The sequence below is a fragment of the Actinosynnema sp. CS-041913 genome (assembly GCF_050942485.1).
GTDB lineage: Bacteria > Actinomycetota > Actinomycetes > Mycobacteriales > Pseudonocardiaceae > Actinosynnema.
In genome coordinates, this window is record NZ_CP192037.1 from 4,931,577 (window position 1) to 4,957,476 (window position 25,900).

The window sequence follows — 25,900 nt, forward strand, 5'->3', positions numbered from 1 at the left end:
GCGATTCGCGGGCAGAGTCGCGATCCCAGTCGGGGCGGGACCGCGACCCGGATCGCGGACAGAGCCGTGATCAGGGCCGGGGCCGGCGCGGGATCACCAGGAGCCGTCGGCGTTGACCTCGCGGTCCGTCCACAGTGGATCGAGGGCGGCGCGCAGGTCGTCGCCGTGGTCTGCGGCGAGGCGGAGGGCGCCGAGGTTGTCCTCCAACTGGGACATCCTGCTGACGCCGAACAGCACGTTCGCGACGGCGGGATTGGTCAGGCAGAACGCGATCGCGACCTGGGCGGCGGTGGCGTCGAGCCCGGCGGCCACCTCGGCGACCCGGTCGGCCGCCGCGCGGATGGCGTCGCGGATGCCGCCGGGGTCCGCGCCGATCTTGCGTTCGGGGAACTTGCGGCCCGCGAGGATGCCGCCCTCGAACACGTCGGAGGCCTGGAGGGCGAGTTCGCCCGACGCGAAGTACGCGCCGTAGTACTCGCCCTCGGCCATGGTGCGCCGCGCGATGCTGTACTTGAGCTGGGCGAACGAGGGCGGCGTCAGTCCTTCGTCCTTCGCGAACGCCAGTGCCGCCGCCAGGTCCGAGGCGACCCAGTTGTTCACGCCCCACGTGTCGAAGCGGCCCGCACGGATCTGCTCCGCGACGTCGGTGACGATCGACGGGATGTCGGGTGGGGACATGTAGTCGCCGACCACCACGCTGTCGGCCTTCTCGATCCCGATGCGCTCCAACGAAGTCGTCAACTGCTGCTCGAAGCTCGTGGTGGGGTACTCCCACAGCCACAGCTTCCCGCACAGGTGGTAGTCCGCGCGGTCGAGGCCGGCCGCCCGCACCGCCTCGCCGAAGATGAGGTCGGTGCGCGCCTGCTCGGCGTGCGGGCCCATGTTGTAGTGCGCGACGTCGAACAGGGTCACCCCGGCGTCGACGGCGCGCCGCAACAGCTCCACGGCGTCGTCGAAGTCCATCCGGTCCCAGGTGTTCCACGAGCCGAGCCCGAACAGCGGCACCTGCGGGCCGCCGGGGCCCAGCCGCCGGACCGGGACGCGGGATGACTCGCCCATGAGCGCTCCTCACTAGCCGGGTGAAGTTTGGGTTAGTCTACATACATAGACTAAAAATCGGGAGGTTCCCCTGTGGGGCTTCCCGGACTGACGCCGCTTCATCTACATCTGTTGACGGAGGACCCCCGTGGCCACACCCAGGACCGCCGACCTCGTCCTCACCGGCGGCACGGTGCTGACCTTCGACGGCGACGACCGCGAGGCCGCCGCGCTCGCCGTCGCGGACGGGACGGTGATCGGTGTCGGTGACGTCGACCGGTTCACCGGCCCGGACACCCGCGTGGTCGACCTCCGCGGACGCACGGTGTTGCCGGGTATCAACGACTCGCACCTGCACGGCGCCTGGCTCGGCGCCCTGTGGCCGAACACGCTGCTCAGCGGATCCGGCATGGGCGAGGACGCGGGCGCGGGCGGGCCGCTGGTCACCGACGCCGAGTCACGCCGGGCGGCGATCCTGCACGCGGGCGAGGTGGTCTCCCGGCTCGGCATCACCAGCTACACCGAACCCGGCCTCGGTCCCGGCGAGGACGCCGGCCGGACCGGCTGCTTCTCCGCCGCCGTGCTGGACGAGTACGCCGCGCTGGCCGCCGAAGGCCTGCTCCGGGCGCGGGTGACCGTGCTCCGGCTGTTCGGCGAACTCGACGGCCCCAGCTCGGTGGCCGACTTCGAGCGCGGGCTCGCCAGCCCGACCCCCGAGGCGGACCCGCGCTGGCTCAACGTGACCGGCGTGAAGATCTTCGCCGACGGCATCCCGCCGATGCGCTCGGCCTGGACGCACCGCTGCTACCACGACGGCACCTCCGGCAAGCTGCTCGTGGACGGCGCCGAGGACGTCGAGCGCGAGGCCAACCTGCGCCGGATGATCGACCGCGCGCACCGCGTGGGGGCGCAGATCGGCGTGCACGCGACCGGCGACCGCTCGATCGAGGTGGTGGTCTCGGCGATGGCCGACGCGATCGCCGCGCACGGCCCGGCGGGCAGGCACTACCTGATCCACGGCGACCTGCTGTCCGCCGACGTGCTCGCCCGGCTCCCGGAACTCGGCATCGGCCTCAACACCCAGCCGGGTATCGCCGCGACCACCGGTCCGTGGTTGGCGGCTGCGCTCGGTGACGACGCGCTGACCGCCGCGTGGCCGCTGGGCGACGCCTTCGCCCACGGCGTGCGGGTGTGCCTCAGCTCGGACGCGCCGGTGATCGAGCCCGACTGGCGGCGCTGGGTCGCCGCCGCGGCGGAGTGGATGGGCGCGGAGCCCGGCCCGGAGCTGATGCGCCTGCTGCTCCGCGCCTACACCGTGCTCCCGGCGGTGCAGGACGGCGCGGAGGCGTGGAAGGGCTCGATCGAGGTGGGCAAGGTCGCGGACCTGTGCGTGCTGGAGGCCAACCCGCTGGAGCTGGCACCCTCCGACCTGCCGCACGTGGGCGTCGCGATGACCGTGGTGGACGGGCGGGTCGTCTTCGAGCAGTGAAATCCGGCGGTGGGGCAGGTACGGCCCGGTGGTACGGGGTAATCGGTCCTGACAGGCGATCACCGCTGGAGGGAGTCACCGTGGCTGACGAGCGAGTTCGTTCCGAGCAGCAGGAGGAGTTGGAGCGGACGTCCGCCTTGCGCGCCGAGCGGGCGGGCGAAGGCGCGGACGACGTGCCCGCCGCGCAGTTCACCTCACCGGGTGGCGGCGGCGCTCCCGGTGACGAGGAGCCCGCGGAAGTCGCCGAGGACGCGGGCTCCGACTACCTGGCCGGCCCCGAGGCGCAGGCGGTCCGGATCGAGGAGGGCGACGAGGGCAGCGGTCGCGTCGGGGAGTGACGGTCTCGCCCTCGCCGACCGGCGACGGAGGCGACAGCCCGTGGTGGAGAGCGGCGGCCTCGCCCTTGCCGACCGGCGACGAGGGCGACAGCCCGTGGTCGAGAGCGGCGGCCTCGCCCTCCCCGCCGGGCGACGAGGGCAGCGGTCTGTGGCGGAGAGTGACGACTGCCCACTCGCCGGCCGGGCGCTGCGCGGGACCGCGTTCGGACCGCCGAACACGGGGTATCCGCGTGCAATGGGCGACCCGGTGGACACTCCCCTCGTGCAGGCTGGTGACATGACGTCACCAACCCCACCCGGGAAACCCGCTCCACCACCGTCCCGGCCGGGAACACCCGGTCGCGGCGTCGGTGCGGGCATGCGGATGCTGGGCGTGTTCGTCGTCGCCGAACTGGTGATGCTGCTGGCGGCGTTCCTGGTGCTCGTGCCGTTCGCGATCGCCGACCCGACGCTGCTGGACGACAACCGGCTGCCGCCGTGGCCGCTGATCGCCCTGCTGGTGGTGCCCACGTCGCTGGCGGCGGTGGTCGCCGCGGCGGGCACGGCCTTGTTCGGCGGCGGCCCGCGGGCCGGCCGGGTGCGTCGGGAACTGGCGTTCGCCTGGCACTGGCGCGACCTGCGCAACGGGTTGGCGTTCGGCGCGGGCGGCCTGCTGCTGACCATCCCGGCTGCGGCGCTGTGGTCCGCGTGGGTGGGCAACGACGCCGGATCGGCGGTCGGGGACGCGTTCGAGGGCACGAAGCTGGGCCCGGCGGTGGCGCTGATCGCGTTCCTGATCGTCTGGCTGGTGGCGCCGCTGGGCGAGGAGGTGCTGTTCCGGGGCGTGCTGTGGCGGGCCTTGGAACACTGGCGCTGGAACCGCTGGGTGGTCTTCGCGGTCACCACGGTGGTGTTCTCGGTGGCGCACCTGGAACTGCTCCGCACGCCGCTGCTGATCGTGCTGTCCGTGCCGATCGGCCTCGCGAGGGTGTTCACCGGCAACCTGCTGACCTGCGTGGTCGCCCACCAGGTGAACAACTTCCTGCCTGCCGTCGCCCTGCTGCTGACCACGATGGGCGCCCTGCCCTGACCCGGGTCGCCGCGTCGCCGGGTCGCCGGGTCGCCCCGAAGTGGCCGGCACCGGCTCGTGCCGGCCACCCCGGACGGCTGGGCCGCGTTCGGGAGGCGGAACCACGATCTAGGGGCGGGCGGCGACCGCGTCCACTTCGAACTTCATGCCGGGCAGGGCGAGCGTGGCCACTCCGAGCAGGGTCTGCGCGGGCGGCTTGGCGCCCCAGATCTCCCCGACCGCCCGTGACCAGACCTCCAGCTTGGCCTCGTCGTGGTCGACGATGTAGCTGCCGAGCCGGACGACGTGGCTGAAGTCCAGCCCGACGGCGCGCAGCGCGGTGTCCAGGTTGGCCAGCGACCGGCGGACCTGGTCGGCGAAGTCGTCGGACATGACCTGGCCGTCCGGCCCGGAACCGTACTGCCCGGCGATGAACACCAGGTCGCCGGACGTGGTGGCGATGTGGCTGTAGCCGAAGCCCACCGGGTCGTGCAGGCCCTCGGGGTTGACGATGTCGTGCGGCACGGGTTGTCCTCTCGGAACGTGGAGTGTCTCGGCGGCGACCGATCGGGCGGCCGGCGCTCAGGTCGTGAACCAGCGGTGGACCCGTTCGGGCACCGCGGGGGCCGTGCGCTCGACACCGGCCATGACGTCGCCCAGGGTCCGCCCGGCCAGTTCCCTGCGCCAGGCCAGGTCCGCCTGCCCCATCGCCTGGTCGACCGCGCACCGGGTCTCGTCCGCCGGGTCGGCGCCCGGCCCCCGTCGCCGGATTTCGGCGCACCGGAAGGCGGGCCGGGGCCCCTCGATCGCGGTCACCACGTCCAGCAACGTGATCGACTCGGGGGCGCGGGCCAGCCGGAACCCGCCCCGCGGCCCCGGCGTGGAGGCCACGATCCCGTCCCGGGCCAGCGCCTGCAACTGCTTGTTGAGGTAGGCGGAGGGCAGTTCGTAGTAGGCGGCCAGCCGAGCGGCGCTGACCGCGTGCTCCGCCCCGGTCCACGCGAGGTTCAGGCAGCAGTGCACCGCCCACTCGACGCCCTCGCTCATGCGCATATCTGGACATTAGATGTCCAGGATTACCTTCCGCAAGCCGGTGGCGACACCGCTCGGGTCACCCGTCCCCCGTACCGGCCCGGAGGTGTTCGAGCACCCGCTCCCCACGCGCCGAGAGGCGGTAGCCGGTGCCCAGGCTCTCGGTGAGCCCGCGGGCCTTGAGCGTGCGCACGTCCGACTTGAACCGCAGCACCTCCCGACCGACCGCCGCGGCCAACTCCGCCGCCCGCACCCCCGGACGTTCGGCGATCAGCGCGAGCACCGCGCCGGTCCACGCGCCCCGCCCGCTCCGCGCGTCCAGCCGGCGCAACCCCGCGACGACCTCGGCCAACTCGGCCTCGTCGACCTCGGCCCGGTCCCGCAACGCGATCCGCGGGTCGACGCCGACGAACCGCACCTCCACCCGGTAGAGCCGCCGGTCCGGACCCGGCCGCAGGCTCGCCAGGAACTCGTCCCGACCGCCGAACCCGGCGCGCGCCACCTCGTCGTCCGTCACGGCGGCCTCTTCCACGACAGCCACCTCACCGACCCCGATGACACCGACGGCAGTCGTGATCCGCGTGCCCGGCCGGACGTCCGGCCGACGCCACCGCCGGAACGCCAGATCGATCCGGCCCGCCACGATCTCGTCCAGGATCGGACGCGAGAACTGCACCGCGGTCTCCTTCCCACCGTGCGGCCGGCGGGCTACCTCAGGCTCTCGGTTCCCGACCACCGGACCGTGTCACGGTAGAGGGTGAAGGCCAATTTGCGGTGCAGCAGTTCTCTCACTTGCGGATGCCAAGTCGCGCCGGGAGCTTTGGGCTCTTGGCGGTCTTTGCTTCTTGGCGCTTTTGGCTTTTACGGCTTCGGTCGTTCAGCGTCTCAATCGGCCGATTCGGGCCTAGGCGACCATGCCCGCGCGTGGCAGTGTGGGTGATCGGGGTCTCACTGCTGCTCAAGGGGGAGCGATCGCATGGCTTCGCAGGACATGTCCCGACGGGATCTGTTGGCGCGCAGCGGTCAGGTGGCTGCCGCGTTGGGTGTCGTGACCACGGGGGTCGTGACCACGGGGGTCGGCGCGGGCGTCGGGATTGCCGATCAGGTGCAGGAGGCCGGATCGGTGCGGCTCCGCCAGGGCACTTCCATCTCGGTCACCCGATCACCGGACGGCAAGTGGCTGGCCACGGACCTGGTCACCGCGATCTGGGTGGTGCCCTCCGAAGGTGGCACGGCGCGCAGGCTGACCGGTGACTTACAGGACGCGACGCTGCCCTCCTGGGCGCCGGACGGCCGGTCGATCGTGTTCCAGGCCTACCGCGACGGGAACTTCCACCTGTACCTGGTCGACGTCGGCGGCGGGGAGCCTCGTCAGCTCACCACGGGGCGGTTCGACCATCGTGAGCCCGTGTTCTCACCGGATGGCAAGCGGATCGCGTTCACCAGTGATCGGGGTGGCGGCTACGGGATCTGGTTGCTCGACGTCGTTTCCGGTGGTGTCACCAGCCTGACCGGGCTGCCGGACGAGGTCGCCGCTCCGCAGTGGTCCCCGGATGGTGAGCGGATCGTGTTCGCGGTCAACGAGAATGCCGTCGACGTGCTCACCGTGGCCACCGGCGAGCGTGTCCGCGTGGCGACGGCTCCGGCGGGGTCTCGGGTCTTCGGCGCGGCGTTCGGGCCCGATGGCCGCACGCCGTCCTACACGCTCGTGCGTGGCGGCACGGCCGATCTGATGCTCGGCGACCGGCGACTGACCACGGGTGAGGATGTGTTCGGGTTCGCCGCGACGTGGACCGGCGACTCCTTCCTGTACACGGCCGACGGCACGATCCGTCGGCGCACCCTCGGCGGCACTGCGCGGGACATCCCGTTCGAAGCGGCCGTGCCGGTCGCCGCGCGAGTACCGCGTCGGCGGGCGGCCGAGTTGGAGTCCGAAGGGTCGAAGCCGGTCCGTGGTATCGCCAGTCCGGTGGTGTCGGCGGACGGCACGAAGATCGCGTTCCGCGCTCTCAACGCCATTCACCTCGTGCCCATCACCGGCGGGAAACCGCGGAAGCTCACCGACGGGGCCTATTTCGACTCGGACCCCGACTTCGCCCCGGACGGGCGTTCGATCGTGTATTCGAGTGATCGGCTGGGTGTGCCCGCGCTGCGGTTGCGGAACCTGGTCACGGGTGAGGACACCGCGTTGAGCGGCACGGCCGGCGCGCAGACGGCGCCGCGGTTCTCACCGGACGGCGCCCGGATCGCCTACGTCGACCACGACGGCGCGGTGTGGGTCCTCGACGTGCCGACCGGGAACCGGCGGCAGGTCACGCCGCCGCTGTTCATGCCGGGCAGGCCCACCTGGTCGGCGGACGGCACGGTGCTGGCGCTCGCGGCGGTCAAGCCGTTCTCCCGCCGCTTCCGCGAAGGCACCAGCCAGGTCCTCACCGTCGACCTGGTCGGCGGCGAACTCCGCTACACCGAGCCGATGCCGTTCCGCTCGATCGCGACCCGGGGTGACGACGGTCCGGTGTGGTCGCCGGACGGGCGGCAGCTCGCGTTCGTCGTGGAGAGCGTGGCGTGGGTGGTCGCGGTCGACGGGTCGGGCCGGTTCCTCGGCGACCCGCGTCAGGTCACGCACGAGGTGACCGACTCACTGGCGTGGTGCGGGTCGGACGCCTTGGTGTACCTGTGCAACGGCAGGCTGCGGAGAATCCCCCTCGACGGCGGCCCGGCGCGGACCATCCGGCTCGATTTCCACTGGCACCGGCCGAAAGCGCCGCAGCGCACGATCATCCACGCCGGCGCGGTGTGGGACGGCGAGTCCGACGGCCTGCGGCACGACGTGGACATCGTGGTGGAACGGGGCCGCGTCCAGGAAATCCGCCCGCACCGCGCGGCACCGGGAGAAAGCGTGGTCGACGCGCAGGACCTCGTAGCCATGCCGGGACTGATCGACGCGCACAACCACTGGCACCTGCGTGGCCGCCAATGGGGTGCGCGGCAAGGCAGGCTGTGGCTGTCGTACGGCATCACGACCACCCGCTCACCCGGCGACCCGGCGTACCAGTTGGTCGAGACCAGGGAAGCGCTGGCGGCCGGAACCCTGGTGGGGCCGCGGTTCTTCGGCACCGGCGAGGCGATCGACGGCTCCCGCGTCTACTACAACTTCATGCGCCCCACGCTGTCCCGCGAACAGCTCGACCTGGAGCTGAAGCGGGCGCTCGAACTCGACTACGACATGGTCAAGACCTACGTGCGGCTGCCCGTCGAACTCCAGCAGGCCACCGTCACCGCCGCACACCGCGCGGGTATCCCCCTGTCGTCGCACTACCTCTACCCCGCCGCGAACATCGGCATGGACGGCATGGAGCACGTCGGGGCCACCAACCGGCTCGGCTACTCGCACACCATCAGCCGCACCGGGCACGCCTACCAGGACGTGGTCGACCTGTTCGTGAAGTCCGGCATGTCCGTGACACCCACCCTGTTCCAGGCTCGCGCGCTGTACGCCGACGACAAGTCGCTGGTGACCGACGAACGCACCCGCGTGCTGTTCCCGCCGTGGGAGTACGAACGGTACGTCGCCGACGCGAACGCGGCGGGCACCCCGGCGTCCCCGTGGTCGCGCGACGTCCTGGCAGGCTGGGTCGACCTGGTGCTGCGCGTCCACCGCGCCGGCGGGCTGGTCATCTCCGGGACCGACGCGCCGCTGGACGCGATCGGGACGTCGACCCACCAGAACCTCCGGGCCATGGTGGAGTTCGGCTTCACCCCGCGCGAAGCGCTGATCACCGCCACCCGGAACCCGGCGGCGTGGCTGGGGCTGTCGGGCCGGCTCGGCACGCTGCGCCCCGGCGCGCACGCCGACCTGTCACTCGTCGCGGGCAATCCGCTGGCCGACATCCGGGCCGCCGCCGCCGTGCGCCGGGTGATGGTGGGCGGTGTGCTGCACCGGGTCGATGAACTCCTCGAACCGTTCCGCCAGGCACCGCCCACGGCACAACGGGAAGCGTTGGCGCCCCTGGCTTCCGCCGCGCACGACCACGAGCACTGGTGGCACGAGCCCGAGTGGTCGGCCCACGTCTGCTGCGGCCCGTTCTGACCACGGTGCCGGGATGGGCACGCCCGCCCATCCCGGCGCCGGTCGTCAGCGGTCCGCGATCTCGGCGCGGATGAGCCACAGCCGGGACGCGCCGCGCCGATCCCGCGGCTGCACCTCGTAGGGCCAGCGGCTGCCGCCCGCGCCCGGCCGGCCGGGCTCCAGCACGTCCCGCACCCGCCAGCCGTTGTCCGCCAGGAACTTCTCCGGCTCGTCGGTGCCGAAGATCCACGGTGTGCCGTCGGCGCGCAGGTTGTCCAGGAACCGCTGGGAGAACGGGCTGCGCAACAGCCCTCGGCCCAGGATGTCCAAAGCCAGCCTGCTGCCGGGCGCGGACGCGCCGCCCAGCGTGGTCAGCAGGTCCGCCGCCTGTTCCGCGGTGAGGAAGAACGTCAGCGCCTCCGCGATCCACAGCGTCGGCCGCGCCGGGTCGAACCCGGCCTGGACGAGGTCCGGCAGCCACCGCTCGGTGAGGTCGACCGACACCGTCCGGCGCTCGGTGCGGGGTTGCGCGCCGAGCAGGTCCAGCCGCCGCTGCTTCTCCTCGATGAGCGGGCCGTGGTCCACTTCGTACACCACGACGCCGGCCGGCCAGTCGAGCCGGAACGCCCTGGTGTCCATGCCCGCCGCGATCAGCACCACCTGTTCTACGCCGTCCCCGGGGCGCAGCTCCGACACGCTGTCGTCCAGGAACTTGGTGCGGATCGAGATGAACGGCAGCAAACCGCCGCCCGCGTACCGGTCGACCATCTCGAAGCCGCGCGGTGCGGCGAGGTCGCGGGCCAGCGGGTCGACGAACATCGCGTCCGGCCGTTCCGACTCCACCGCGCGCGCCGCGGCCATCCACTGCGCGGTGAACGACACCGCGGGCATGGCCGGCTCGGTCGTGGGCTGCATGCTCATCCCTCCCCCCGCGTGAAGAACGCCCGGTCGATCGCCGAGACCGACTGGAAGTCGGCCAGGTCGATGCGGTCGAAGTCCATCTCGACCCCGCTGGCGTCCTCGATCACGTAGACCAGCTCCACGAAGGACAGCGAGTCGACCAGACGGCTCTCGATGAGGTTCTCGTCCGGTCCGATCTCGGTGCGCTCCGGGTGCCGTCCGAGAATCCAGTCCCGGACCTTGTCGATACCCGGTGTCGGCATGTCCACTCCCCTCGGCAGTGCTCGGTCAGGTGCGACGGAAGCCGCGACCGCGATGGCGCACGACTCGTCGTGGGTGATGCTGATGGCGATGTGCCGGATGCCCGCCCGTTCCGCGAGGCGGGCGGCCCGGCCGCTGAGCCGCACTTCCGGCCAGCCGCCGGGCCCTTTCAGGATCTCCGTGGTGAGCCAGGGCATCGGCTGCCCGGAGACGTGGAACAGCTTGAAGACCGCTTCCTTGGCCGCGATCCGCCCCGCGATGCCCGACGGGTCCAGTCCGTCCGAAGTGGACGAGAGGCGGAACTCCGACTCGGACAGCATGCGCCGCAGCGCCACGCCGGCGATCAGGCCGCGCACGCGGTCGAGCGGCACGATGTCGACACCGATCCGACCGATCGGCATGTCACGACGCCCGTCCGGTCGGAACCGGCGCTCCGGGCGACAGCTCGCGCGCCGCTTCGGACACCGCCGCGTGCGCCGCCCGCACGTCGCCGCCGTGCAGGTCGGTCAACACGGTCAGCCAGCGCTCCAGCCCGAAGGCGACGCAGCCGGTGTACGCGTGCTCGCCGGTGTCGCTCAGCCGGATGTCGCACCGCTCGCCGAAGAAGTTCCGGTGGGTGTTCACCGAGGCGATGGCCAGGTCGCCGTGCTGGAACTCGAACTTGACCGGGCCGAGGCGCTGCATCAGCGCACGCGGGTCGTCCGCCGCGAAGAACGGGTCGACGGCGGCGACCTTGGCCAGCGGGAGGCCGAGCGCGCGGCCGAACCCCTCGATCCGCGCGGTGAAGTCCGCGATCACCCGCTGGGTGTGGTCGTAGCCGCCCAGCGCGACGATCTCCCGCATCTCGAACGCGGCCAGCCTGCGCAGTCCGCCGTAGCGCTCCTCGTTGCGGAAGCAGCGGTTCACCAGCGTGACCACGGTGGACCGGTCGACGCGGGTGCCCTCGTGGTAGAGGTAGACGCCGAAGCAGGTCGCGTGCGGCAGCCCGTACACGGCCTCCCGCAGGTCCGCCGCGCCGAACCGCCCGCCGACCGGTTTCGCGCCGCCCGCCTGCCCACCGACCTCCAGCGCGCCACCCGCCTGCCCGCCACCCGCCTGCCCACCGACCTCCAGCGCGCCGCGCCCGGCCGGCTCCAGCGGACCCGCGACCAGGGCGAGCTGCGGGAAGTTGGTGTAGACGTCGAACTTCTCCAGGTCGCTCACCGGGTACAGCGGCGGCGCGCTGATCTCGTCCGCGCCCGCGGCGGCGCCCCAGCTTGCGAACGTCCGGTCCAGCTCGCGGACCAGCGCCGTCTCGGGCGGGCCGAGGATGGCGAGCGCGTCCGCGCCGGCCACACCGGTCATCCTCGTCATCGGATGATCCCGGTCTTCCGGAGGTACTTGGCCGTCTTGCGGAACACGCGCTGCTCCGCCTCCGCGAGGGCCGGCGAGTCCAGCAGCGCGCGGCGCAGTTCGAGCGGCTGCTCGATGCCCGCGTCGCGGTAGACCTGCGGGTTGACCAGCGACTCGAAGCTGTAGGTCATGTAGCGGCGGAGGTAGGCCGAGACCTCGGCCAGCTCCTCCTCCGTCGCGGTCCGCTTGAAGTCGTCGAACAGCAGCTCGACCAGCTCGCGGCCGAACGCGATGTGCCGGGACTCGTCCTGGTGGTGGATCCGGTTGATGGCGCGGATCGTCTCGTGCAGCCGGTCGTCCACCGCCATCTTGGCGTTGTAGTGGTCGACCAGCTCCTCGAAGATCAGGATGCGGGTGAAGACCAGCAGGCTCTCCACTTTGGACGAGGACGACGTCGGCACCGCCACGCCGCCGCCGGGTGAGCGGTAGATCCGCCCGGCGTAGCGGAGGCAGAACTCCGCGAAGAACCACATGTGCTCGTTCTCCTCACCGATGAAGTGGTGGAAGAACTCCGACGGCGTCTCGAAACCCGTCGTGTGGATCCGCTTGACCACCTCGATGAGCAGTTCGCGGATGCCGTGCACGTTGAGGCTGTAGAAGTTCACGCTCTCGAAGCGGGACAGCGCGAACAACTGCTCCTCGCTCAACGACTCCGCCACCTCCGTGCCGTACGTGGTGGTCAGCTCGGGGCTCATCCACCACATGTGCTCGGGCAGGGCGTCCGGCCACTCGAAGAGCCGGTAGGGGTTGTAGTAGTCGTCGACCGACTTCGACGACAGCCGGTCGAGGATGCCGCGGAACCGGTCGTCCTGGTCGATGAGATCGCTGATCATGAGAGGGATTCCCCCATCCGCACAAGGAATTCTGGTGCTGCGACCGACACTAGGCAGCGCGCCGGCACCCCTCAATGTCCACAACGGGCGTGGCCTCGACCGGTCACACCCGGCAGTCCGCAACCCGGCGACCAACCGCCGCACCTGGACCGGTCACGCCGGGCAATCCCACACCACGGCGGTCACCCGCCGCGCCGGAACCCGTCACACCGGGCAATCCCACAACCCGGCGGTCAACCGCCGCGCCGGAACCCGTCACACCGGACAGTCCCGCAACACGGCGGTCAACCGGCGCACCTCGACCGATCCGGTGTCCGCGAGCACGTCGAGCGCCTGGCGCAGCAGACATCCGGCGGCGGACGGGCCGTCGGCGTGGCGTGCGATCCGGCCCAGGATGCCCAGCGTCCGGCCCTCGCCGATGACGTTGCCGGTGTGGCGGTGGCTGTCCAGCGCGGCCTCGGCGTGCTTGCGGGCTTCGTCGTGGCGGTCCAGTTCGAGGTTCGCCGACGCGAGGATCATCCGGGCCCGCGCGGTCAGCAGGTGGAAGGAGTGCCGTTCGGCCGATTCCAGCGCGGCTTCGGCGTTCATCAGCGCGGTGTGCGGCCGGCCGAGCCGGAGGTCGACGTCCGCGAGCGCCAGCAGACCTTCGGTCTCCGCTCTCGGGTAGTTGATCTCCCTGGCCAGCCGGAGCGCCCGCTCGGCGGGCAACCTCGGCGCGGACGACAGCCCGCTCGGCACACCGACCGACGCCAGCACGGCCAGCGCCGACGCCTCGGTCCGCCGGTCGCCGGTCTCCCGGGCCAGTTCGACGGCCGCCGTGCCGTACTCGGCCGCCCGGTCGGGCTCGCCGGTCTCGGCGTGCAGGGCGGTCAGGCAGGTGAGCGCGGTGACCTGCCCGTACCGCCCGCCGGTCTCCTGGTGCAGCCGCAGCCCGTGCCGCAGGTGACGCCGGGCGTCGGCCAGCCGGCCGAGGTCGAACAGGGCCTCGCCCATGCTGGTGTGGGCGTGCGCGGCGCCGCTGGTCGAGCCGAGCGCCTCGTGCGTCGCCAGCGCCCGGGTGAGGTGCTCCACGGCCTCGCGCGGTCTGCCCAGCTCGCGGCACAGCGTGCCGAGGTTGTGCAGGTTCGTGCCCAGGCCCGCCTGCCAGCCGGTCCGCCGGTTGAGCCGGATGGTCCGGGTGAGTTCGACCATGGCCTCGTCCAGCCTGCCCAGTTCCCAGTACACGCCGCTGACGTTGCCCCTCGCCGCCGCTTCCGCCTCGGCCCAGCCCGCGGCCTCCGCGAGGTCGATGGCGGCGGTGTAGTGCACGATCGACCTCGGGTAGTCGCCGATGCTGCGGTACGCCTGCCCCAGGCTCTGCTCGGCCGCGATCCGGCCGTGCGCCGACCCGTCCGCGATGGCCGACTCCGCCGCGATCCGGGCGACGGCGAGCCACTCGGCCGCGTACCGCCGCAGCCAGAAGTAGCCCCGCAGCACGTCGGCGAGCTGCCACGCGATCCGGCGCGGCCCGTGCTCGGCGGCGTCGCGGACCACCGCGACGAGGTTGGCGCGCTCGGCCTCCAGCCAGGCCAGCGCGCCGGTGTCCTCCTCGAAGTCGACCACCGGGGCCCCGGCCGCCCGGTCGGCCCGGGTCAGCCGGAGCACGTGCGGGGTGAGCCGGGCGGTCGCGGCGGCGGCCAGGTCGAGGTACCAGTCGAACAGCCGCGCGCGGGCCGCCGCGCGCTCGTCCGCGCCGTCCTCGGCCGCCGCCCGTTCGGCGGCGTAGAGCCGCAGCAGGTCGTGGAAGTGGTAGCGGTCGTTCCCGTCCACCTCCACCAGGTGCGTCCCGACCAGTTCCGCGAGCAGTCGCCGCGCTCGCCCGTAGCCCACGCCCAGCAGGGCGGCGGCGGCGTGCACCGGGAAGTCGGGCGTCTTGACCACGCCGAGCAGCCGGAACAACGCCCGCACGGCCGGGTCGAGCGTCCGGTAGGACAGGTCGAAGGTCGCCCGGACCGCGGTCGCCGAGTCGCCGGCCACGCTCAGCCGGTCCAGCCGGTCCGCCGCCCGCAGCCGCGCGACGCAGTCCGCGATCGACTGCTCCTGGCCGGAGGACAGCCCGGCGGAGGCGACGCGCAGCGCCAGCGGGAGGCGGGCGCACAGCGTGATGAGTTCCACCGCGGCCGGTCTCTCGGCCTCGACCCGCGCCGCGCCGACGACCCGTTCGAGCAGCATCACGGACTCGCCCGTGGTGAGCACGTCCAGGCACGACACAGCGGCGTCGTTGGTGACGGCCAGCCCGCGCAGGTCGTCCCGGCTGGTGATCAGCACGGCGCTGCCCCGCGTGCCGGGGAACAGCGGGCGCACCTGCTCCACCGAGGCGGCGTTGTCGAGCAGGATCAGCATCCGCCGGCCGCCGATGGTGGACCGGAACAACGCGGTCAGCTCGTCCAGGTGGGCGGGCATCCGGTCGGCGGGGATGCCCAGCGCGCGGAGGAACCGGATCAGCGCCTCACCGGCCGACACCGCCGCGGCGGGCGCGTACCCGTGCATGTTCACGTAGAGCTGGCCGTCCGGGAACCGGTGCAGCGCCCGGTGCGCCCAGTGCAGGGCGAGCGCGGTCTTGCCGACGCCGGCCGTGCCCGCGACGACGATGACCGGCACCCCGTCGCGGTCCGCCGCCGCGTCGAGGTCGCGCAGGGCCGCGTCCCGTCCGGTGAACGTGGCGACGCCGGGCGGCAACTGGGTGGGCCGCGCGGGCGCGGCGTCCCGCGTCACCAGGTCCAGCTTCGGGTCGGCCCGCAGGATCGCCTGCGCCAGCTCGCCGATCTCGCCGCCGGGCTCCAGCCCGAGTTCGTCGGCGAGCAGGCGGCGGACCTTCCGGTACACCTCCAGCGCCTCGGCCTGGCGGCCCGACCGGTACAGCGCGAGCATGAGCTGGGCGTGCAGGCCCTCGCGCAGCGGGTGTTCCGCCACGAGTTCCCGGAGTTCGGCCACCACCTCGCGGTGGCGGCCGAGCCGCAGCTCCGCCTCCACGCACATGCTGGTCACGACGAGCTTGCACTCGCGCAGCCGCTCGGCTTCCACGTGCAGCACCCGCACCTCGTCCGCCAGTCCGCAGAACGGCGTGCCGCGCCAGAGCGAGATCGCCCGCCGCGCCAGCGAACCCGCGCCGACGTAGTCCCCGCGCTGGTAGGCGGTGCGGGCCTGGCCCGCCAGCGCCTCGAACCGCTCCGCGTCCAGTTCGTCCGGGTGGACCTCCAGCACGTAGCCGGGGCTGCGCAGCGCCACCCGTTCCGGGTCGCCCAGCGCACGCCGGAGCTGGTGCACGTAGAGCTGGAGGTTCTTCGCCGCCGACCGGGGCGGGTCGGTCGGCCAGAGCCCGTCGATCAGCACGCTCGCAGGCACCACTTCGCGCGGCCGGCACAGCAGCAGCGCCAGCAGCTTGCGCACCTTCGGCGCGCCGAGTGGCAGTTCGCGCTCTCCCTCTTTTGTCCCGAGTGGACCGAGAACCCTGAATTCCACTGTTGCCCGCCCCCCAGGTTGCCCGGTGAAGTGGAATTTCGCGATTCGGCATCACTCGTCGAGTGGTCCATACCAACGCTATACCGACCATCAGCACTATTCCGACAGCTTGACCGGGACGGAGCGGGGAACCGAACGCCACAGGGGGGCATTCCGTGATCATCGGGAATCGGCGCGACGAGTTCGGGACATCGGGGCAGGTCGAGCACGCGCGGCTGCTGGACATCTGCCGGGGAGCCCGCCGGGAGGTGCTGTCGACCGTCACCGGCGCCACGCCCGGTGTCGCCGGCAGCCTCACCGAGGCCGTCCGGGAGGTCGCGGACCGGCCGGAGATCCGGGTCCGCCTGCTCTGCGCGCCGCCGGACGACCTCGCGCGCGACCGGATCAGGGAGCTGATCAGGCGGGGCGTGCAGGTGAAGGTCGCCGCCGACCGGCTGCACGACACGCTGCTGATCGACCGCAGGCTGGTGGTCGTGGGCACGGACCGCGCCCGGTCGACGGGCGTCCTGGTAGTGGTGACCGCGCCGTCGGTGATCGCCGCGATGGTCGAGTCGTTCGCGCCGCGCTGGGCCTCGGCGGCGCCGTGGGCGCTGGTCAGCGGCGAGCCGGGCGACTTCGAGCGGTCCATCCTGCGCTGCCTCGTCGCGGGCATGACCGACGACGTGGTGGCGGACCGGCTGGGCGTGTCCGCCCGCACCGTCCGGCGGTACGTGAACGTGCTGATGGACCTGGTGGGCGCGCGCAGCCGGTTCGAGCTGGGCTTCCGGGCGGCCGAGTCGAGCTGGCTGGAACCGAACGCCGGCGGCCACCGCCGGGTCCGGCTCCAGCCCGACGACCGATTAGTCCCGGTCGACGCCTGATCCAGGGTCGCCGGCGAACCGATCAGTCCCGATCGGCACCCGACCCCGCATCGCTCGCGAACCGGCAGAGCGCGGCCGTGGCGTCGTCATGCAGCTTCCCGACGAACCGGCCCGCCGACCGCCGCTCCGCCTCCCTGGTCCGCGCGACCACCTCCGCCGGACCGGTCTCGTCCAACGCCCCGACCAGATCCCGCCAGGTCCAGCCGTACCGCTCGACCAGCCTGGTCACGCCGTCGGTGAGCAGGGCGGCCCGCCGCAGCCCGGCCACCGGCGCCGTGCCGACGAGCGCGTGCCGGGTCGCACCCGGGGTGTTGCCCGCGACCCAGAAGCCGCCGGGCACGTTGCGGATGTGGCGCAGGTCGGCCCACGAGCCGGTGTAGCGGGCCAGCCGGTCGTCGACGACCGGGGTGACGGACCCGTCGGCCCCTTCCAGCACGATGGGCGAGTCGCCGAGCACGAGGTGGTCGACGTGCCGGTCGCGCTGTCGGAGGATCGCCACGGTCGAGGATGGGCTGCACAGGTTGCCCAGGTCGCAGGTGTCGGCGTGCGACCGGCCGACGGCCGCGACGGCGTCGTGCAGGACGTCCGCGAGCGAGCACGCCTTCGACGCGTCGAGCGCCAGCTCGCCGGCCAACCCGCCGGCCAACTGCCGGACGAACCACCGGACGCCGTGCACGCACCCGGTGTCCGTGTCGGGCTCGGCCGTGGCGCCGTCCAGGACCACCGCGAAGTCGTCCCCGGCCACGACCGCGTCCTCGTTGACCCCGTTGTCGCCCGCGCTGGTGGCGAAGACCGTCTCCATGGTCAGCCCGCCTCGTACGCGAGCCACTGGGCGACGGTCCGGATGCCGTCGCCCAGGTCGACGGACGGACGGCCCGCCGCGGACCCGACCCGGGCGTCCGGCTCGTCCACCACGGCGTCCGACAGGTCGATCGGCACGTTCCGCACCACCCGTCCGACGAGTTCCGCGAGCTGCCGGAGGGTGACCGGCGGGCCGTCCGCGAGGTCGACCACGCCGGCCGGTCCGGGACCGTCGAGCAGTGCGTCCAGCGCTCCCGCGAGGTCCCACACGTGGACGAACCGGTACGACCCGGCGACCGCGCCCGCCACCCGCATCGGCCGCATCGTCAGCGACTGGAGCACCAGGTCGTTCAGCGGCGAGTGCCCGACCACGCCGGGCCCGTACGGCACCCCGAAGCGGAGCACCGAGTCCCGCACCCGGATCTCGGCCTCGTCCGACTCCACGACCACCTCGTCCGGTTCCACGACCACCTCGCCCGGCTCGACGCCGTCCATGCCGGAGGTCGTCCGCACCACGTGCCCCCGGTCGGCGAGGTCGTCGGCCAGGGCCCGCTTGAGCGGAGTGTCCGCGCCCGCGAACACGATCCGCCGTCCGGCCGTGGCGCGCGCGGGCGCGCGGGCGCCCGCGAACAACGCCTCGCGGGCGAGTTCCTTCATCGGCGCCTGGAGCCGACGCAACTCCGCCGAGCCGAGTTCCGTGCACAGCCCACCGGGGCCGAGCGTGTCGAGTGCCTTGTCCACCAACGGGTCCGTCCGCCAGTCCACGTTCGACTCGTGGCGGGCGCCGAGGAATCCCAGCGCGTATCCCGTCCGCCAGAACGCCTCCAGCGCGTGGTCCGGGACCGGTCCGTCGGCCCGCAGCCGCCCGACCGCCGGCGCGGCGTCGAACTCCTTCCGGCAGTCGTCCACGTCGATGCCCAGGTGTCGCGAATACCGTTCATAGCCGACCGTCCGCCACCGGTCGTCCCGTCGGATGGAGCACATCGCGAGGCCGTACTTGAAGAACGGCACCGCGTCCGGTCGCAGGACGTCGTCCGCGGGCCATTCCGCGTCCGGCGCGGGCGCGGCGAAGCAGGCGGACATGCGAAGGCCGTGCAGGTCGTTGCCGGAGATGCTGGGGAACTCGCCGTGCTCCACGAGGTTCGGCACGGCCAGCCGGGTGACCGCGCCGACGGACCTCAGGTAGCGGAACAGCACCACGTCGTCCGGCCACGTCCCGCCGTGCTCGCGGGCGTAGTCCGGGAACCCCGCCGCGAGCGCGGCCGGCAGGATCAGCGCGACGTTCGCGGTGTACTCGTCGGCCGGGGCGACCCAGCGGGCACCTGCCAGCGCGCCCAGCCGGACGGCCGCGCCGTTGCGCGAACTCCAGTTGTTGAACAGCACGATCGCGGCGTCCGGGGCCGCCGCGACGGCTCGTTCCGCCTGCCGCCGGAACCCGGCCGACAGCCGGGCGTCGTCCTCCAGCACGAGGTGGTGGGTCGCGCCCGGAGGCACCTCCGACCACGCCCTGATCGACGTGCGCAACCCGGTCGGCGGGCCGCCCGGGTCCGGGTCGAGCACGAGGTCGAGGAAGCCCGGCGGGGCCGCGGCGATCAGTGAGCGGGCGGCGTCCAGTCGGCGCGGGTGCGCCATCACCGCCCCGGTCAGGTGTATCGGTTTCACAGCGTCGACCATGCCCCTTCGCGGTCGAGCATCGTGCGCAGCTCGTCGATGGACAGCCAGGAGTCGTTGGTGTCCGAGCGGTAGGTGAACCCCAGCGAGACGGGCAGGCAGTAGCCGGACGCGACGTAGTCGGTCACCCCGACCGTGGGCAGCACGAGGTAGCGGTCCTCCAGTTGCAGCGTCCGGTAGCTGTCCTCGGCGGCGATCATCTCCTCGTGCAGCTTCTCCCCCGGCCGCAGGCCCACCTCGTAGGTCGGCATGCCGGGCGCGACGGCCTCCGCGAGGTCGGAGACCTTCATGCTGGGGATCTTCGGCACGAACAGCTCGCCGCCCCGCATGGTGTCGAAGGTGTCGACGGTGAACCGCACCGCCTGCTCGGGGGTGATCCAGAACCGGGTCATCCGCTTGTCGGTGATCGGCAGCGTGCTGCCCTCCGCGACCAGCCGGCGGAACAGCGGCAGGACCGAGCCCCGGCTGCCCATCACGTTGCCGAAGCGGACCACCGAGAAGGTCACCCCGCGCTCGGCCGCCCAGGCGTTGGCCGACGTGAAGAGCTTGTCCGCCACCATCTTCGTCGCGCCGTACAGGTTGGTGGGGCTGGACGCCTTGTCCGTGGACAGCGCGACGACCTTCCGCACACCGCAGGCGACGGCGGCCTCCAGCACGTTCTGCGAGCCCTCGATGTTGGTCTTCGCGAACTCGTACGGGTGGTACTCGGCGGTGTCGACCTGCTTGAGCGCGGCGGCGTGCACCACGTGGTCCACACCGCGCATGGCGCGCACCAGGCTGTCCCGGTCCCGGATGTCGCCGAGCACGCAGCTCACCGCGGTGTCCGGGCCGAACGCCTGGCGCATCTCGTACTGCTTCTGCTCGTCCCTGGAGAAGACCACGATCCGGTCCGGTTCGAGGTGGTCCAGCACGTGCCGGGCGAAGGCCCGGCCCAGCGAGCCCGTGCCGCCGGTGACGAGAACGGTCGAATTCCGCAGGACACTCACTATGACCCCCATCGATATCCAGGACGGTCTGCTCTCCGGCCCGCCGAAGGCCTCATCCCGCGTCCGGAACGCGGCGCGCGGTGATCTCCGGTCCGTGCTGGTGGATCCGGTGGACCACCTCGCAGATCCGGTCGACCAGGTGTTCCGGCATGTGCGAGTACAGCGGCACGGCGAGCGCCTTCGCGGCGAGTTCCTCGCTGTGCGGTAACGGTTTCCGGCTGCCGGCGAACCGCTGGTACGCGGTCTGCCGGTGCAGCGGGGGATCGAAGTACGCCCTGGTGGCCACGCCTTCGGCGCGCAGCGCGTCGGCCAGGGTGTCCCGGTCGAGCAGGAACTCCGCCGCCGAGACGGTGAGGCAGAAGTCCTTGTAGGTGCTGCGCGCGCCGGGCGGGATCCGCTGGAACCCGATCCCCGGCAGGTCGGACAGCCCGGCCCGGTAGCGGTCGGCCAGCTCCTGCCGGCGCTCGATCAGCGCGGGCAGCCGGGGCAGGTTGTGCCTGCCGAGCACGGCGGACAGCTCCGGCATGCGCGCGTTCAGGCCGATGAACCGGCTGTCGTAGTCGCCGGCGTTGCCGTAGTCGCGCCCGATCCGCAGCTCGCGCGCGAGGTCGCCGTCGTTGGTGGCGATGATGCCGCCCTCGCCGGTGGTGAAGGGCTTGGTCGGGCTGAGGCTGAACACCTCCGCCGTGCCCCGGCCGCCGACCGGCGAGCCGTCCGGGTACCGGCCGCCGAACGCGGGCGCGGCGTCGATCACCAGCGGGACGCCCCGCTCGGCGGCGATCTTCGCCAGCGCGTCCACGTCGCAGGGCGAGCCGAACGTGTGCACCGCGAGCAGGGCGGCCGTCCGCCCGGTCACCTCGTCGGCCACGCTTCCCGGCGCCACGGCGAAGGTGTGCGGGTCGATGTCGGCGAACACCGGTTCCAGCCCGTTCCACACCGCCGCGTGGCCGCTCGCCATGAACGTGAAGCTGGGCAGGACGATGTCGCCGTGCAGGTCCAGGCACCGCAGGGTCAGCATCAGCCCGCCGGTGCAACTCGCCACGAGGACCGCGTGCGCCACCCCGAGGAGGTCCGCGACCTCGCGTTCCAGCTCGGCCAGGTGCCTGCCCTTCGTGACGATGCCGGAGGACAGCACGTCGTGGAAGGCGGCGAGGAGGTCCGGGTCGGTGGCGATGGTCGGGCGCGCCAGCGGCACCGGGTCGGCCAGGATCGGCGGGCCACCGAGGATGGCCGGTCGGGTCAGCTTCATGGAAGTCCTCCGGGTGATCGGTCGCCGGTCGTCGGGTGCTCGTGCTGGACCGCGGGTGGCCCGACCGCCGGAGGTTGGACCGCCGAGGGTCGAGCCACCGGTTGCACCAAGGCGGGCTGCACCAAGGCGGGCTGCGCTGGAACGGGCTGCGCTGAAGCAGGCTGCACCAAGGCGGGTTGCACTGCCGGTGGCTCCACCGGCGGTTGGACCAGGCCCGCTTTGGCGGCGGTGACCCCGGCCTGGAAGCGGCTGTCGGCCGACATGTCCCGCATGATGACCGCGATGTGGCGGCGCAGCGTCCGTTCCGAGATGCCGACCCGGCGGGCGATGGCGTTGTCCGTGAGACCCGACGCCAGCAGGGTCAGGATGCTGCTCTTCAGCACGTCCAGCACGTCGCTGTAGCCGGGCTGCCGGGGGTTGAACCGCATCGCCGACCGCCAGGCGTGGTCGTGCACCCGGCACAGGAACTCGGCGATGACGGGCTCCTCCACGACCGCGACGGCGTGGTCGTCCGCGTCGTCGCCGGGCGTGAGGATGAACGCGGTCCGGCGGTCGAAGACGATGAAGCGCTCGAAGATGTCGCTGGAGGTGCGGACCTCGCCGCCGGCCTCGGTCACGTCGCGCAGGTAGGAACGGGTGACCGTGTCGCCGCGCCCGGTGTGCGGGTAGAGCAGCCGCACCCGGGCGCCGCGCCGCACGGCGTCCAGCACGAGCGGTCGGGCGGAGCGCGCCTCCGGTGGCTCCTGGGCGATGCAGGTCTGCATCATCAGCGCCTCGGACTCGCACTCGTGCGCGGCCCTCGCCAGCCGGGCCTCGATCTCCGCGAGGTCCCGGTAGACCGCCGTGGTCGACCGCCGGGACCTGCCGCGCTGCGCCCGGCCGAAGGCGTCCGCGAACGGGAGTAGCTGCCGCTGGGCGCGCTGCACCGGCAGGAACAGCTCCGCCCGCGCCGCCTCCGGGCTGACCGCGACCAGCGGCTCCCCCTCCTTGAGCAGCCGGAGCCGGCGCAGCACGCGCACCGCCCGCTCGACGTCCGACCGCCGCGCGGCGAACTCGTCGCCCGCCGCGGACAGCCCGAGGCCGGGATTCGCGAGCACTCGTTCGTAGACCTCGACGACGAAGTCGTCCACGTCGTCGGGCACCGGTTCGCGGTGTGTCGAGACCCGCATGGGTCGCTCCTCCCGTCAGTTCACGCGGCGCAGGTTCCGGATGGCCGGCACGGCGAGCAGCAGCCCGGTGCACACCAGTCCCAGCACGGTCGACAAGGCCATCAGCTCCCGTGCGCCGACCAGCTCCGCCAGCGGTCCCGCCAAGGAGCGGCCCAGGGCCAGCGCCAGCAGGGAACCCGTGACGTCGTAGGCGTAGACGCGGTTGAGCAGGTCCTCCGGGATGTGCGTCTGCACCGTGGTCGACCACAGCACCTGCCAGTACGCCAGGCCGAACCCGGCCACCAGCCAGCCCGCGTAGAGCAGCAGCTCCGGCGGGCGCAGCGCGGGCACGAACGGGTAGGCGACGAACAGCGCCCAGCCGACCGAACCCGCCAGCAGGGGCCGGGAGGCCTTGGTGCGCATCGCGATCGCGCCACCGAGCACGCCGCCCGCGCCGAACAGCGCCATCCCGATGCCGAGCGCGGTCGAGCCGTGGTCCGCGACGACGAGTTCGGCCGCGACCGGCAGCGAGACGCCGGGCACGAAGCACCCGTACACCAACCAGATCGCGATCACGCTCCAGAGCCAGGTGCGGGAGCGGAAGTCCTGCCAGCCCTCCACGAGCTGTCGCCAGTACGACTCCGAAGTGCGGACCGCCGACTCCCGTGCCATCCGCATCGCCACCAGGCAGACCGCGCTGACCCCGTACGTCGCCGCGTAGCAGAAGAAGACCGGGCCCGCGCCGAACGCGCCCAGCATCGCGCCGGCCAGCGCGGGGCCGAGGACGCCCGCGAGCGCCTCGGAGATGCGCAGGACCCCGTTCGCGCGCTGCACGTCGGTGGCGATCTTCGGGATCATGCTCGCCACACCGGGCTGGAACAGGGCCGTCGCCGCGCCGCTCACGAACTGGAGCGCGACGATGGTCACCAGGTCGGGCGAGCCGAGCAGGAAGGCCACCGCCATCGTGCTCTGCACGGCGAGCCGGACCACGTCGGCCAGCACCATCATCCGGCGCGGGGTGAAGCGGTCCGCCAGGACGCCGCCCGCGAGCATGAACAGCGTCAGCGCGGCCATCCACGCGCCCAGCGCGTACCCGACGCCGGTGATGCCGTGCCCGGCGGCGAGCACGCCGACGGACAGGGCGACCGGCAGCATCCCGTCGCCGAGCATGGAGGTGGTGCGGGCGCCGAAGTAGAGCCGGAAGTTCGGCGACCACAGGGATGTCGTCGGCGGCCGGGTGTCGGTCCCGGTCATCGCGGTCCACCCCTGCCACTGCTCCGGGAGACGACCGGCCGGGCGGTCCAGGCGGCGGTGTCGGCGGGGTCGTCGGGCGGGCTCGCGCAGACCACGTACTCGTGCGGGGTGATGGCGGTGACCCGGCCGGGCAGGCGTTCCACGCACCGCCGGTGGACGTCCTCCGGGTCCGCGGGACCGGTCAGGTAGCACACCAGCCGGCGGCCCAGGGCTTCGTCCGGAACGGCTGCCACGTGGTGCGGGCGGTCGCCGAGGACGTCGGCGAGCAGGCCGCGCACGGCGTCGACCTCGATCCAGCACGAGTCGGCGAGGTGCCAGCCGTCGCCGCGCGCCATCGGTTCGAGCGCGGTCAGGGCGGCCACCTCCTTGAGCGGCTGGTCCCGTTCGGCGGCGGCGCGCAGCAGGCGCAGCAGGCCGCGGCAGAACTCGGTGAGCCCGTCCCGGTCCAGGCACAGCGGGTCGGCGAGGAACGTCACGTCCAGTTCCTCGTCCAGCCGGTAGACGTAGACGATGAACCGGATCGGGACGTTCTCCGCCGGCAGCCACTCCAGGCTCGCGTCGAGTTCGGGGGCGTCCGCGGCGAACTCAGGGCCGCCGGGGATCCACACCCAGGGCAGGCGCTTCAGCGCGGACCGCTCGGCCTCGCCGCCGGTCCCGGTCAGCGGGCTCATGTCGTTGAACACCAGGTCGCGGGCGTAGCTCGCGCCCCGTTCCGCGGTGACCCGGGTGATGACGTCCCAGGCCTCCGCCGGGTCGTACCAGGCGGCGCGGTAGGCGGTCAGCGACTCCGCGCGGAGGACGCGCACCAGCTCGTCGAAGGTGCCGGTCTCCGGCACGGGCACCGACAGCAGGGCGTCCTGCGAGATGGTGCCGAACAGGTCGCCGAGTTCCTGGAAGACCCGGTTGCCGTACAAGGAGGTCGTGACGCAGGTCGACAGCCCGGTGTAGTGGCAGACCAGCGCGTTGACGGCGGCCAGCAGGACCGTCGACGGGCTCGCGCCGGTCCGTTCCGCGACGGCCGCGAGGTGCGTCATGGCGACCTGGGACCGGATGCGCAGACCGGGGTGGCGCCAGTCGGTCTTCGCGGACGTGGCGGCGGCGGGCACCGGGAACATGGCCTGCGGCACCTGGCGCATCCGGGACTCCCAGTAGCGCGCCGAGGCCCGGGTGAGCCGCCGCACGAAGGGCTTCCGCTCGAACTCGACCACGTCCAGCGGTTGCGGCCCGTTCGGCGGAAGCTCCCGTCCCGCCGTCAACGCGCTCCACTCCCGCAGCAGGATCTCGCACGCGGCCACGTCCATGGCCAGGTGGCTGACCACCCACACCAGGTGTCGCACGAGACCGTCCTGCGTCACGAAGGCGACCCGCAGCGGCGGGGCCTCCTGGAAGTCGAACGGCCGCGCCCGCAACCGCTTCGCCGTACGCTCGGCGGTGTCCGACGGATCGCCGTCGGCTTCGACCACCTCGATCGCCTGCTCACCGGAGCCCGCGACGTGTTGTGTCACAACGGGTCCGAGCCGGTACTTGGTGCGCAGCGATTCGTGCCGCCGGAGCAGCACCTCGACGAATCCGACCACCTCGGCCGGTGGCAGGTCCGGCACGGCGAACACCATGGCGAGGTTGTCGCGGGTCTGGTCGTCGTCGACGGTGATCGCCCGCATGATGTTCGCGTGGCCGAAGGCCAACGGTCCCGTCCGGTCTGGCCGGCCCGAATAGCACGCCGAAAGTCGGTGCATTTCTCACCTCATGAGTGGAGCCGCGGGATACCCCGATGCGTTCTCGTCTCCGAACCGGTCCGAAACTATGGGCGGCCGGTAGCGGTCAACCAGTGTTTGACAGGTAGCGGACGCACGCCGACCGCCACACCGGCCGCGAGCACGGGGAACCCGGCCGAAATCGTCCACTGTGGACTGATCGGATGACCGGAAGCGGCCACCGGGGGCCGAAGAAGCCTCGCATGCTCCGGAGGGCCGCCGGCCATCAGCGCGCTCGGCGACAGGTGGGCTGCCTGCTCTCAGCGCCCCGCGACC

General features: G+C 72.5%; 21 protein-coding genes. 5 read left to right on the top strand and 16 right to left on the bottom strand.

Annotated features, from left to right (window positions below; all coding sequences use genetic code 11):
* Positions 1-93 precede the first annotated feature (93 nt).
* Positions 94-1,059: an aldo/keto reductase gene (locus tag ACQPZF_RS22720; RefSeq protein ID WP_433260026.1), complete on the bottom strand. Its 966-nt coding sequence runs from the start codon at positions 1,057-1,059 to the stop codon at positions 94-96.
* 127 nt (positions 1,060-1,186) lie between these two features.
* Here ACQPZF_RS22720 and ACQPZF_RS22725 point away from each other — a divergent pair, with 127 nt between their 5' ends.
* The 3 genes from ACQPZF_RS22725 (at position 1,187) to ACQPZF_RS22735 (ending at position 3,934) form a co-directional block, all read left to right on the top strand.
* On the top strand, positions 1,187-2,527 hold the full coding sequence (locus tag ACQPZF_RS22725) for an amidohydrolase (protein ID WP_433260027.1): 1,341 nt from the start codon (positions 1,187-1,189) through the stop codon (positions 2,525-2,527).
* Between the two features lie 80 nt (positions 2,528-2,607).
* Positions 2,608-2,865, top strand: a complete 258-nt coding sequence (locus ACQPZF_RS22730) for a hypothetical protein (protein ID WP_433260028.1) — start codon at positions 2,608-2,610, stop codon at positions 2,863-2,865.
* 358 nt (positions 2,866-3,223) lie between these two features.
* Complete coding sequence (locus ACQPZF_RS22735; protein ID WP_433260029.1) at positions 3,224-3,934, top strand: lysostaphin resistance A-like protein; 711 nt, start codon at positions 3,224-3,226, stop codon at positions 3,932-3,934.
* A 108-nt stretch (positions 3,935-4,042) separates the two neighbouring features.
* On the opposite strand, the gene ACQPZF_RS22740 is transcribed toward ACQPZF_RS22735, so the two are convergent.
* The 3 genes from ACQPZF_RS22740 to ACQPZF_RS22750 are packed head-to-tail and all read right to left on the bottom strand — an operon-like array spanning position 4,043 to position 5,621.
* The gene (locus ACQPZF_RS22740) at positions 4,043-4,438 is read right to left on the bottom strand and encodes a RidA family protein (RefSeq protein WP_433260030.1); all 396 of its coding nucleotides are present in this window, start codon (positions 4,436-4,438) and stop codon (positions 4,043-4,045) included.
* Between the two features lie 57 nt (positions 4,439-4,495).
* Complete coding sequence (locus ACQPZF_RS22745) at positions 4,496-4,966, bottom strand: RrF2 family transcriptional regulator (RefSeq protein WP_433260031.1); 471 nt, start codon at positions 4,964-4,966, stop codon at positions 4,496-4,498.
* A 58-nt stretch (positions 4,967-5,024) separates the two neighbouring features.
* Entirely contained in the window at positions 5,025-5,621 is a 597-nt protein-coding gene (locus ACQPZF_RS22750) for a hypothetical protein (protein ID WP_433260032.1), read from the bottom strand.
* 300 nt (positions 5,622-5,921) lie between these two features.
* Between ACQPZF_RS22750 and ACQPZF_RS22755 the strand changes: the two genes are divergently transcribed.
* Positions 5,922-9,035, top strand: a complete 3,114-nt coding sequence (locus ACQPZF_RS22755) for an amidohydrolase family protein (protein ID WP_433260033.1) — start codon at positions 5,922-5,924, stop codon at positions 9,033-9,035.
* Between the two features lie 45 nt (positions 9,036-9,080).
* On the opposite strand, the gene ACQPZF_RS22760 is transcribed toward ACQPZF_RS22755, so the two are convergent.
* From ACQPZF_RS22760 to ACQPZF_RS22780, 5 genes are all read right to left on the bottom strand, one after another.
* The gene (locus tag ACQPZF_RS22760) at positions 9,081-9,935 is read right to left on the bottom strand and encodes an SAM-dependent methyltransferase (protein WP_433260034.1); all 855 of its coding nucleotides are present in this window, start codon (positions 9,933-9,935) and stop codon (positions 9,081-9,083) included.
* Complete coding sequence (locus ACQPZF_RS22765; RefSeq protein ID WP_433260035.1) at positions 9,932-10,576, bottom strand: 4'-phosphopantetheinyl transferase superfamily protein; 645 nt, start codon at positions 10,574-10,576, stop codon at positions 9,932-9,934. Before ACQPZF_RS22765 ends, ACQPZF_RS22760 begins: the two co-directional genes overlap by 4 nt.
* A gap of 1 nt (position 10,577) precedes the next feature.
* Positions 10,578-11,519, bottom strand: coding sequence for a hypothetical protein (locus ACQPZF_RS22770; protein WP_433260036.1), 942 nt, complete (start codon positions 11,517-11,519; stop codon positions 10,578-10,580).
* A gap of 5 nt (positions 11,520-11,524) precedes the next feature.
* Positions 11,525-12,400, bottom strand: coding sequence for a diiron oxygenase (locus ACQPZF_RS22775; RefSeq protein WP_433260037.1), 876 nt, complete (start codon positions 12,398-12,400; stop codon positions 11,525-11,527).
* 255 nt (positions 12,401-12,655) lie between these two features.
* Complete coding sequence (locus ACQPZF_RS22780; RefSeq protein WP_433260038.1) at positions 12,656-15,829, bottom strand: BTAD domain-containing putative transcriptional regulator; 3,174 nt, start codon at positions 15,827-15,829, stop codon at positions 12,656-12,658.
* 227 nt (positions 15,830-16,056) lie between these two features.
* Here ACQPZF_RS22780 and ACQPZF_RS22785 point away from each other — a divergent pair, with 227 nt between their 5' ends.
* A complete protein-coding gene (locus tag ACQPZF_RS22785) occupies positions 16,057-16,761 on the top strand; it encodes a helix-turn-helix transcriptional regulator (protein ID WP_433260039.1) in 705 nt (234 codons plus the stop codon).
* Positions 16,762-16,783: 22 nt separating this feature from the next.
* On the opposite strand, the gene ACQPZF_RS22790 is transcribed toward ACQPZF_RS22785, so the two are convergent.
* From ACQPZF_RS22790 to ACQPZF_RS22820, 7 genes are read right to left on the bottom strand one after another with little or no spacing between them, the layout of a single operon-like run.
* Positions 16,784-17,590, bottom strand: coding sequence for a protein phosphatase 2C domain-containing protein (locus tag ACQPZF_RS22790; protein ID WP_433260040.1), 807 nt, complete (start codon positions 17,588-17,590; stop codon positions 16,784-16,786).
* Positions 17,566-19,224 (bottom strand): hypothetical protein, encoded by a 1,659-nt coding sequence (locus ACQPZF_RS22795; RefSeq protein WP_433260041.1) that lies wholly within the window; start codon positions 19,222-19,224, stop codon positions 17,566-17,568. Before ACQPZF_RS22795 ends, ACQPZF_RS22790 begins: the two co-directional genes overlap by 25 nt.
* Positions 19,221-20,219: a UDP-N-acetylglucosamine 4,6-dehydratase (inverting) gene (gene pseB, locus ACQPZF_RS22800; RefSeq protein ID WP_433260042.1), complete on the bottom strand. Its 999-nt coding sequence runs from the start codon at positions 20,217-20,219 to the stop codon at positions 19,221-19,223. The genes ACQPZF_RS22795 and pseB overlap by 4 nt, the downstream gene beginning before the upstream one ends.
* Positions 20,220-20,271: 52 nt before the next feature.
* A complete protein-coding gene (locus ACQPZF_RS22805) occupies positions 20,272-21,468 on the bottom strand; it encodes a DegT/DnrJ/EryC1/StrS family aminotransferase (RefSeq protein WP_433260043.1) in 1,197 nt (398 codons plus the stop codon).
* Entirely contained in the window at positions 21,465-22,637 is a 1,173-nt protein-coding gene (locus ACQPZF_RS22810) for a LuxR C-terminal-related transcriptional regulator (protein WP_433260044.1), read from the bottom strand. Before ACQPZF_RS22810 ends, ACQPZF_RS22805 begins: the two co-directional genes overlap by 4 nt.
* Before the next feature lie 15 nt (positions 22,638-22,652).
* Positions 22,653-23,870 (bottom strand): MFS transporter, encoded by a 1,218-nt coding sequence (locus ACQPZF_RS22815; RefSeq protein WP_433260045.1) that lies wholly within the window; start codon positions 23,868-23,870, stop codon positions 22,653-22,655.
* On the bottom strand, positions 23,867-25,555 hold the full coding sequence (locus ACQPZF_RS22820; RefSeq protein ID WP_433260046.1) for a condensation domain-containing protein: 1,689 nt from the start codon (positions 25,553-25,555) through the stop codon (positions 23,867-23,869). Before ACQPZF_RS22820 ends, ACQPZF_RS22815 begins: the two co-directional genes overlap by 4 nt.
* Between the last annotated feature and the right edge of the window lie 345 nt (positions 25,556-25,900).

What these genes read in the sequence shown, in the direction of transcription:
- ACQPZF_RS22720 (WP_433260026.1), bottom strand. Translation starts at nt 1,059, where the DNA reads ATGGGCGAGTCATCCCGCGTCCCGGTCCGGCGGCTGGGCCCCGGCGGC.
- ACQPZF_RS22735 (WP_433260029.1), top strand. Translation starts at nt 3,224, where the DNA reads ATGCGGATGCTGGGCGTGTTCGTCGTCGCCGAACTGGTGATGCTGCTG.
- ACQPZF_RS22745 (WP_433260031.1), bottom strand. Translation starts at nt 4,966, where the DNA reads ATGCGCATGAGCGAGGGCGTCGAGTGGGCGGTGCACTGCTGCCTGAAC.
- ACQPZF_RS22755 (WP_433260033.1), top strand. Translation starts at nt 5,922, where the DNA reads ATGGCTTCGCAGGACATGTCCCGACGGGATCTGTTGGCGCGCAGCGGT.
- ACQPZF_RS22760 (WP_433260034.1), bottom strand. Translation starts at nt 9,935, where the DNA reads ATGAGCATGCAGCCCACGACCGAGCCGGCCATGCCCGCGGTGTCGTTC.
- ACQPZF_RS22765 (WP_433260035.1), bottom strand. Translation starts at nt 10,576, where the DNA reads ATGCCGATCGGTCGGATCGGTGTCGACATCGTGCCGCTCGACCGCGTG.
- ACQPZF_RS22770 (WP_433260036.1), bottom strand. Translation starts at nt 11,519, where the DNA reads ATGACCGGTGTGGCCGGCGCGGACGCGCTCGCCATCCTCGGCCCGCCC.
- ACQPZF_RS22775 (WP_433260037.1), bottom strand. Translation starts at nt 12,400, where the DNA reads ATGATCAGCGATCTCATCGACCAGGACGACCGGTTCCGCGGCATCCTC.
- ACQPZF_RS22805 (WP_433260043.1), bottom strand. Translation starts at nt 21,468, where the DNA reads ATGAAGCTGACCCGACCGGCCATCCTCGGTGGCCCGCCGATCCTGGCC.
- ACQPZF_RS22810 (WP_433260044.1), bottom strand. Translation starts at nt 22,637, where the DNA reads ATGCGGGTCTCGACACACCGCGAACCGGTGCCCGACGACGTGGACGAC.
- ACQPZF_RS22815 (WP_433260045.1), bottom strand. Translation starts at nt 23,870, where the DNA reads ATGACCGGGACCGACACCCGGCCGCCGACGACATCCCTGTGGTCGCCG.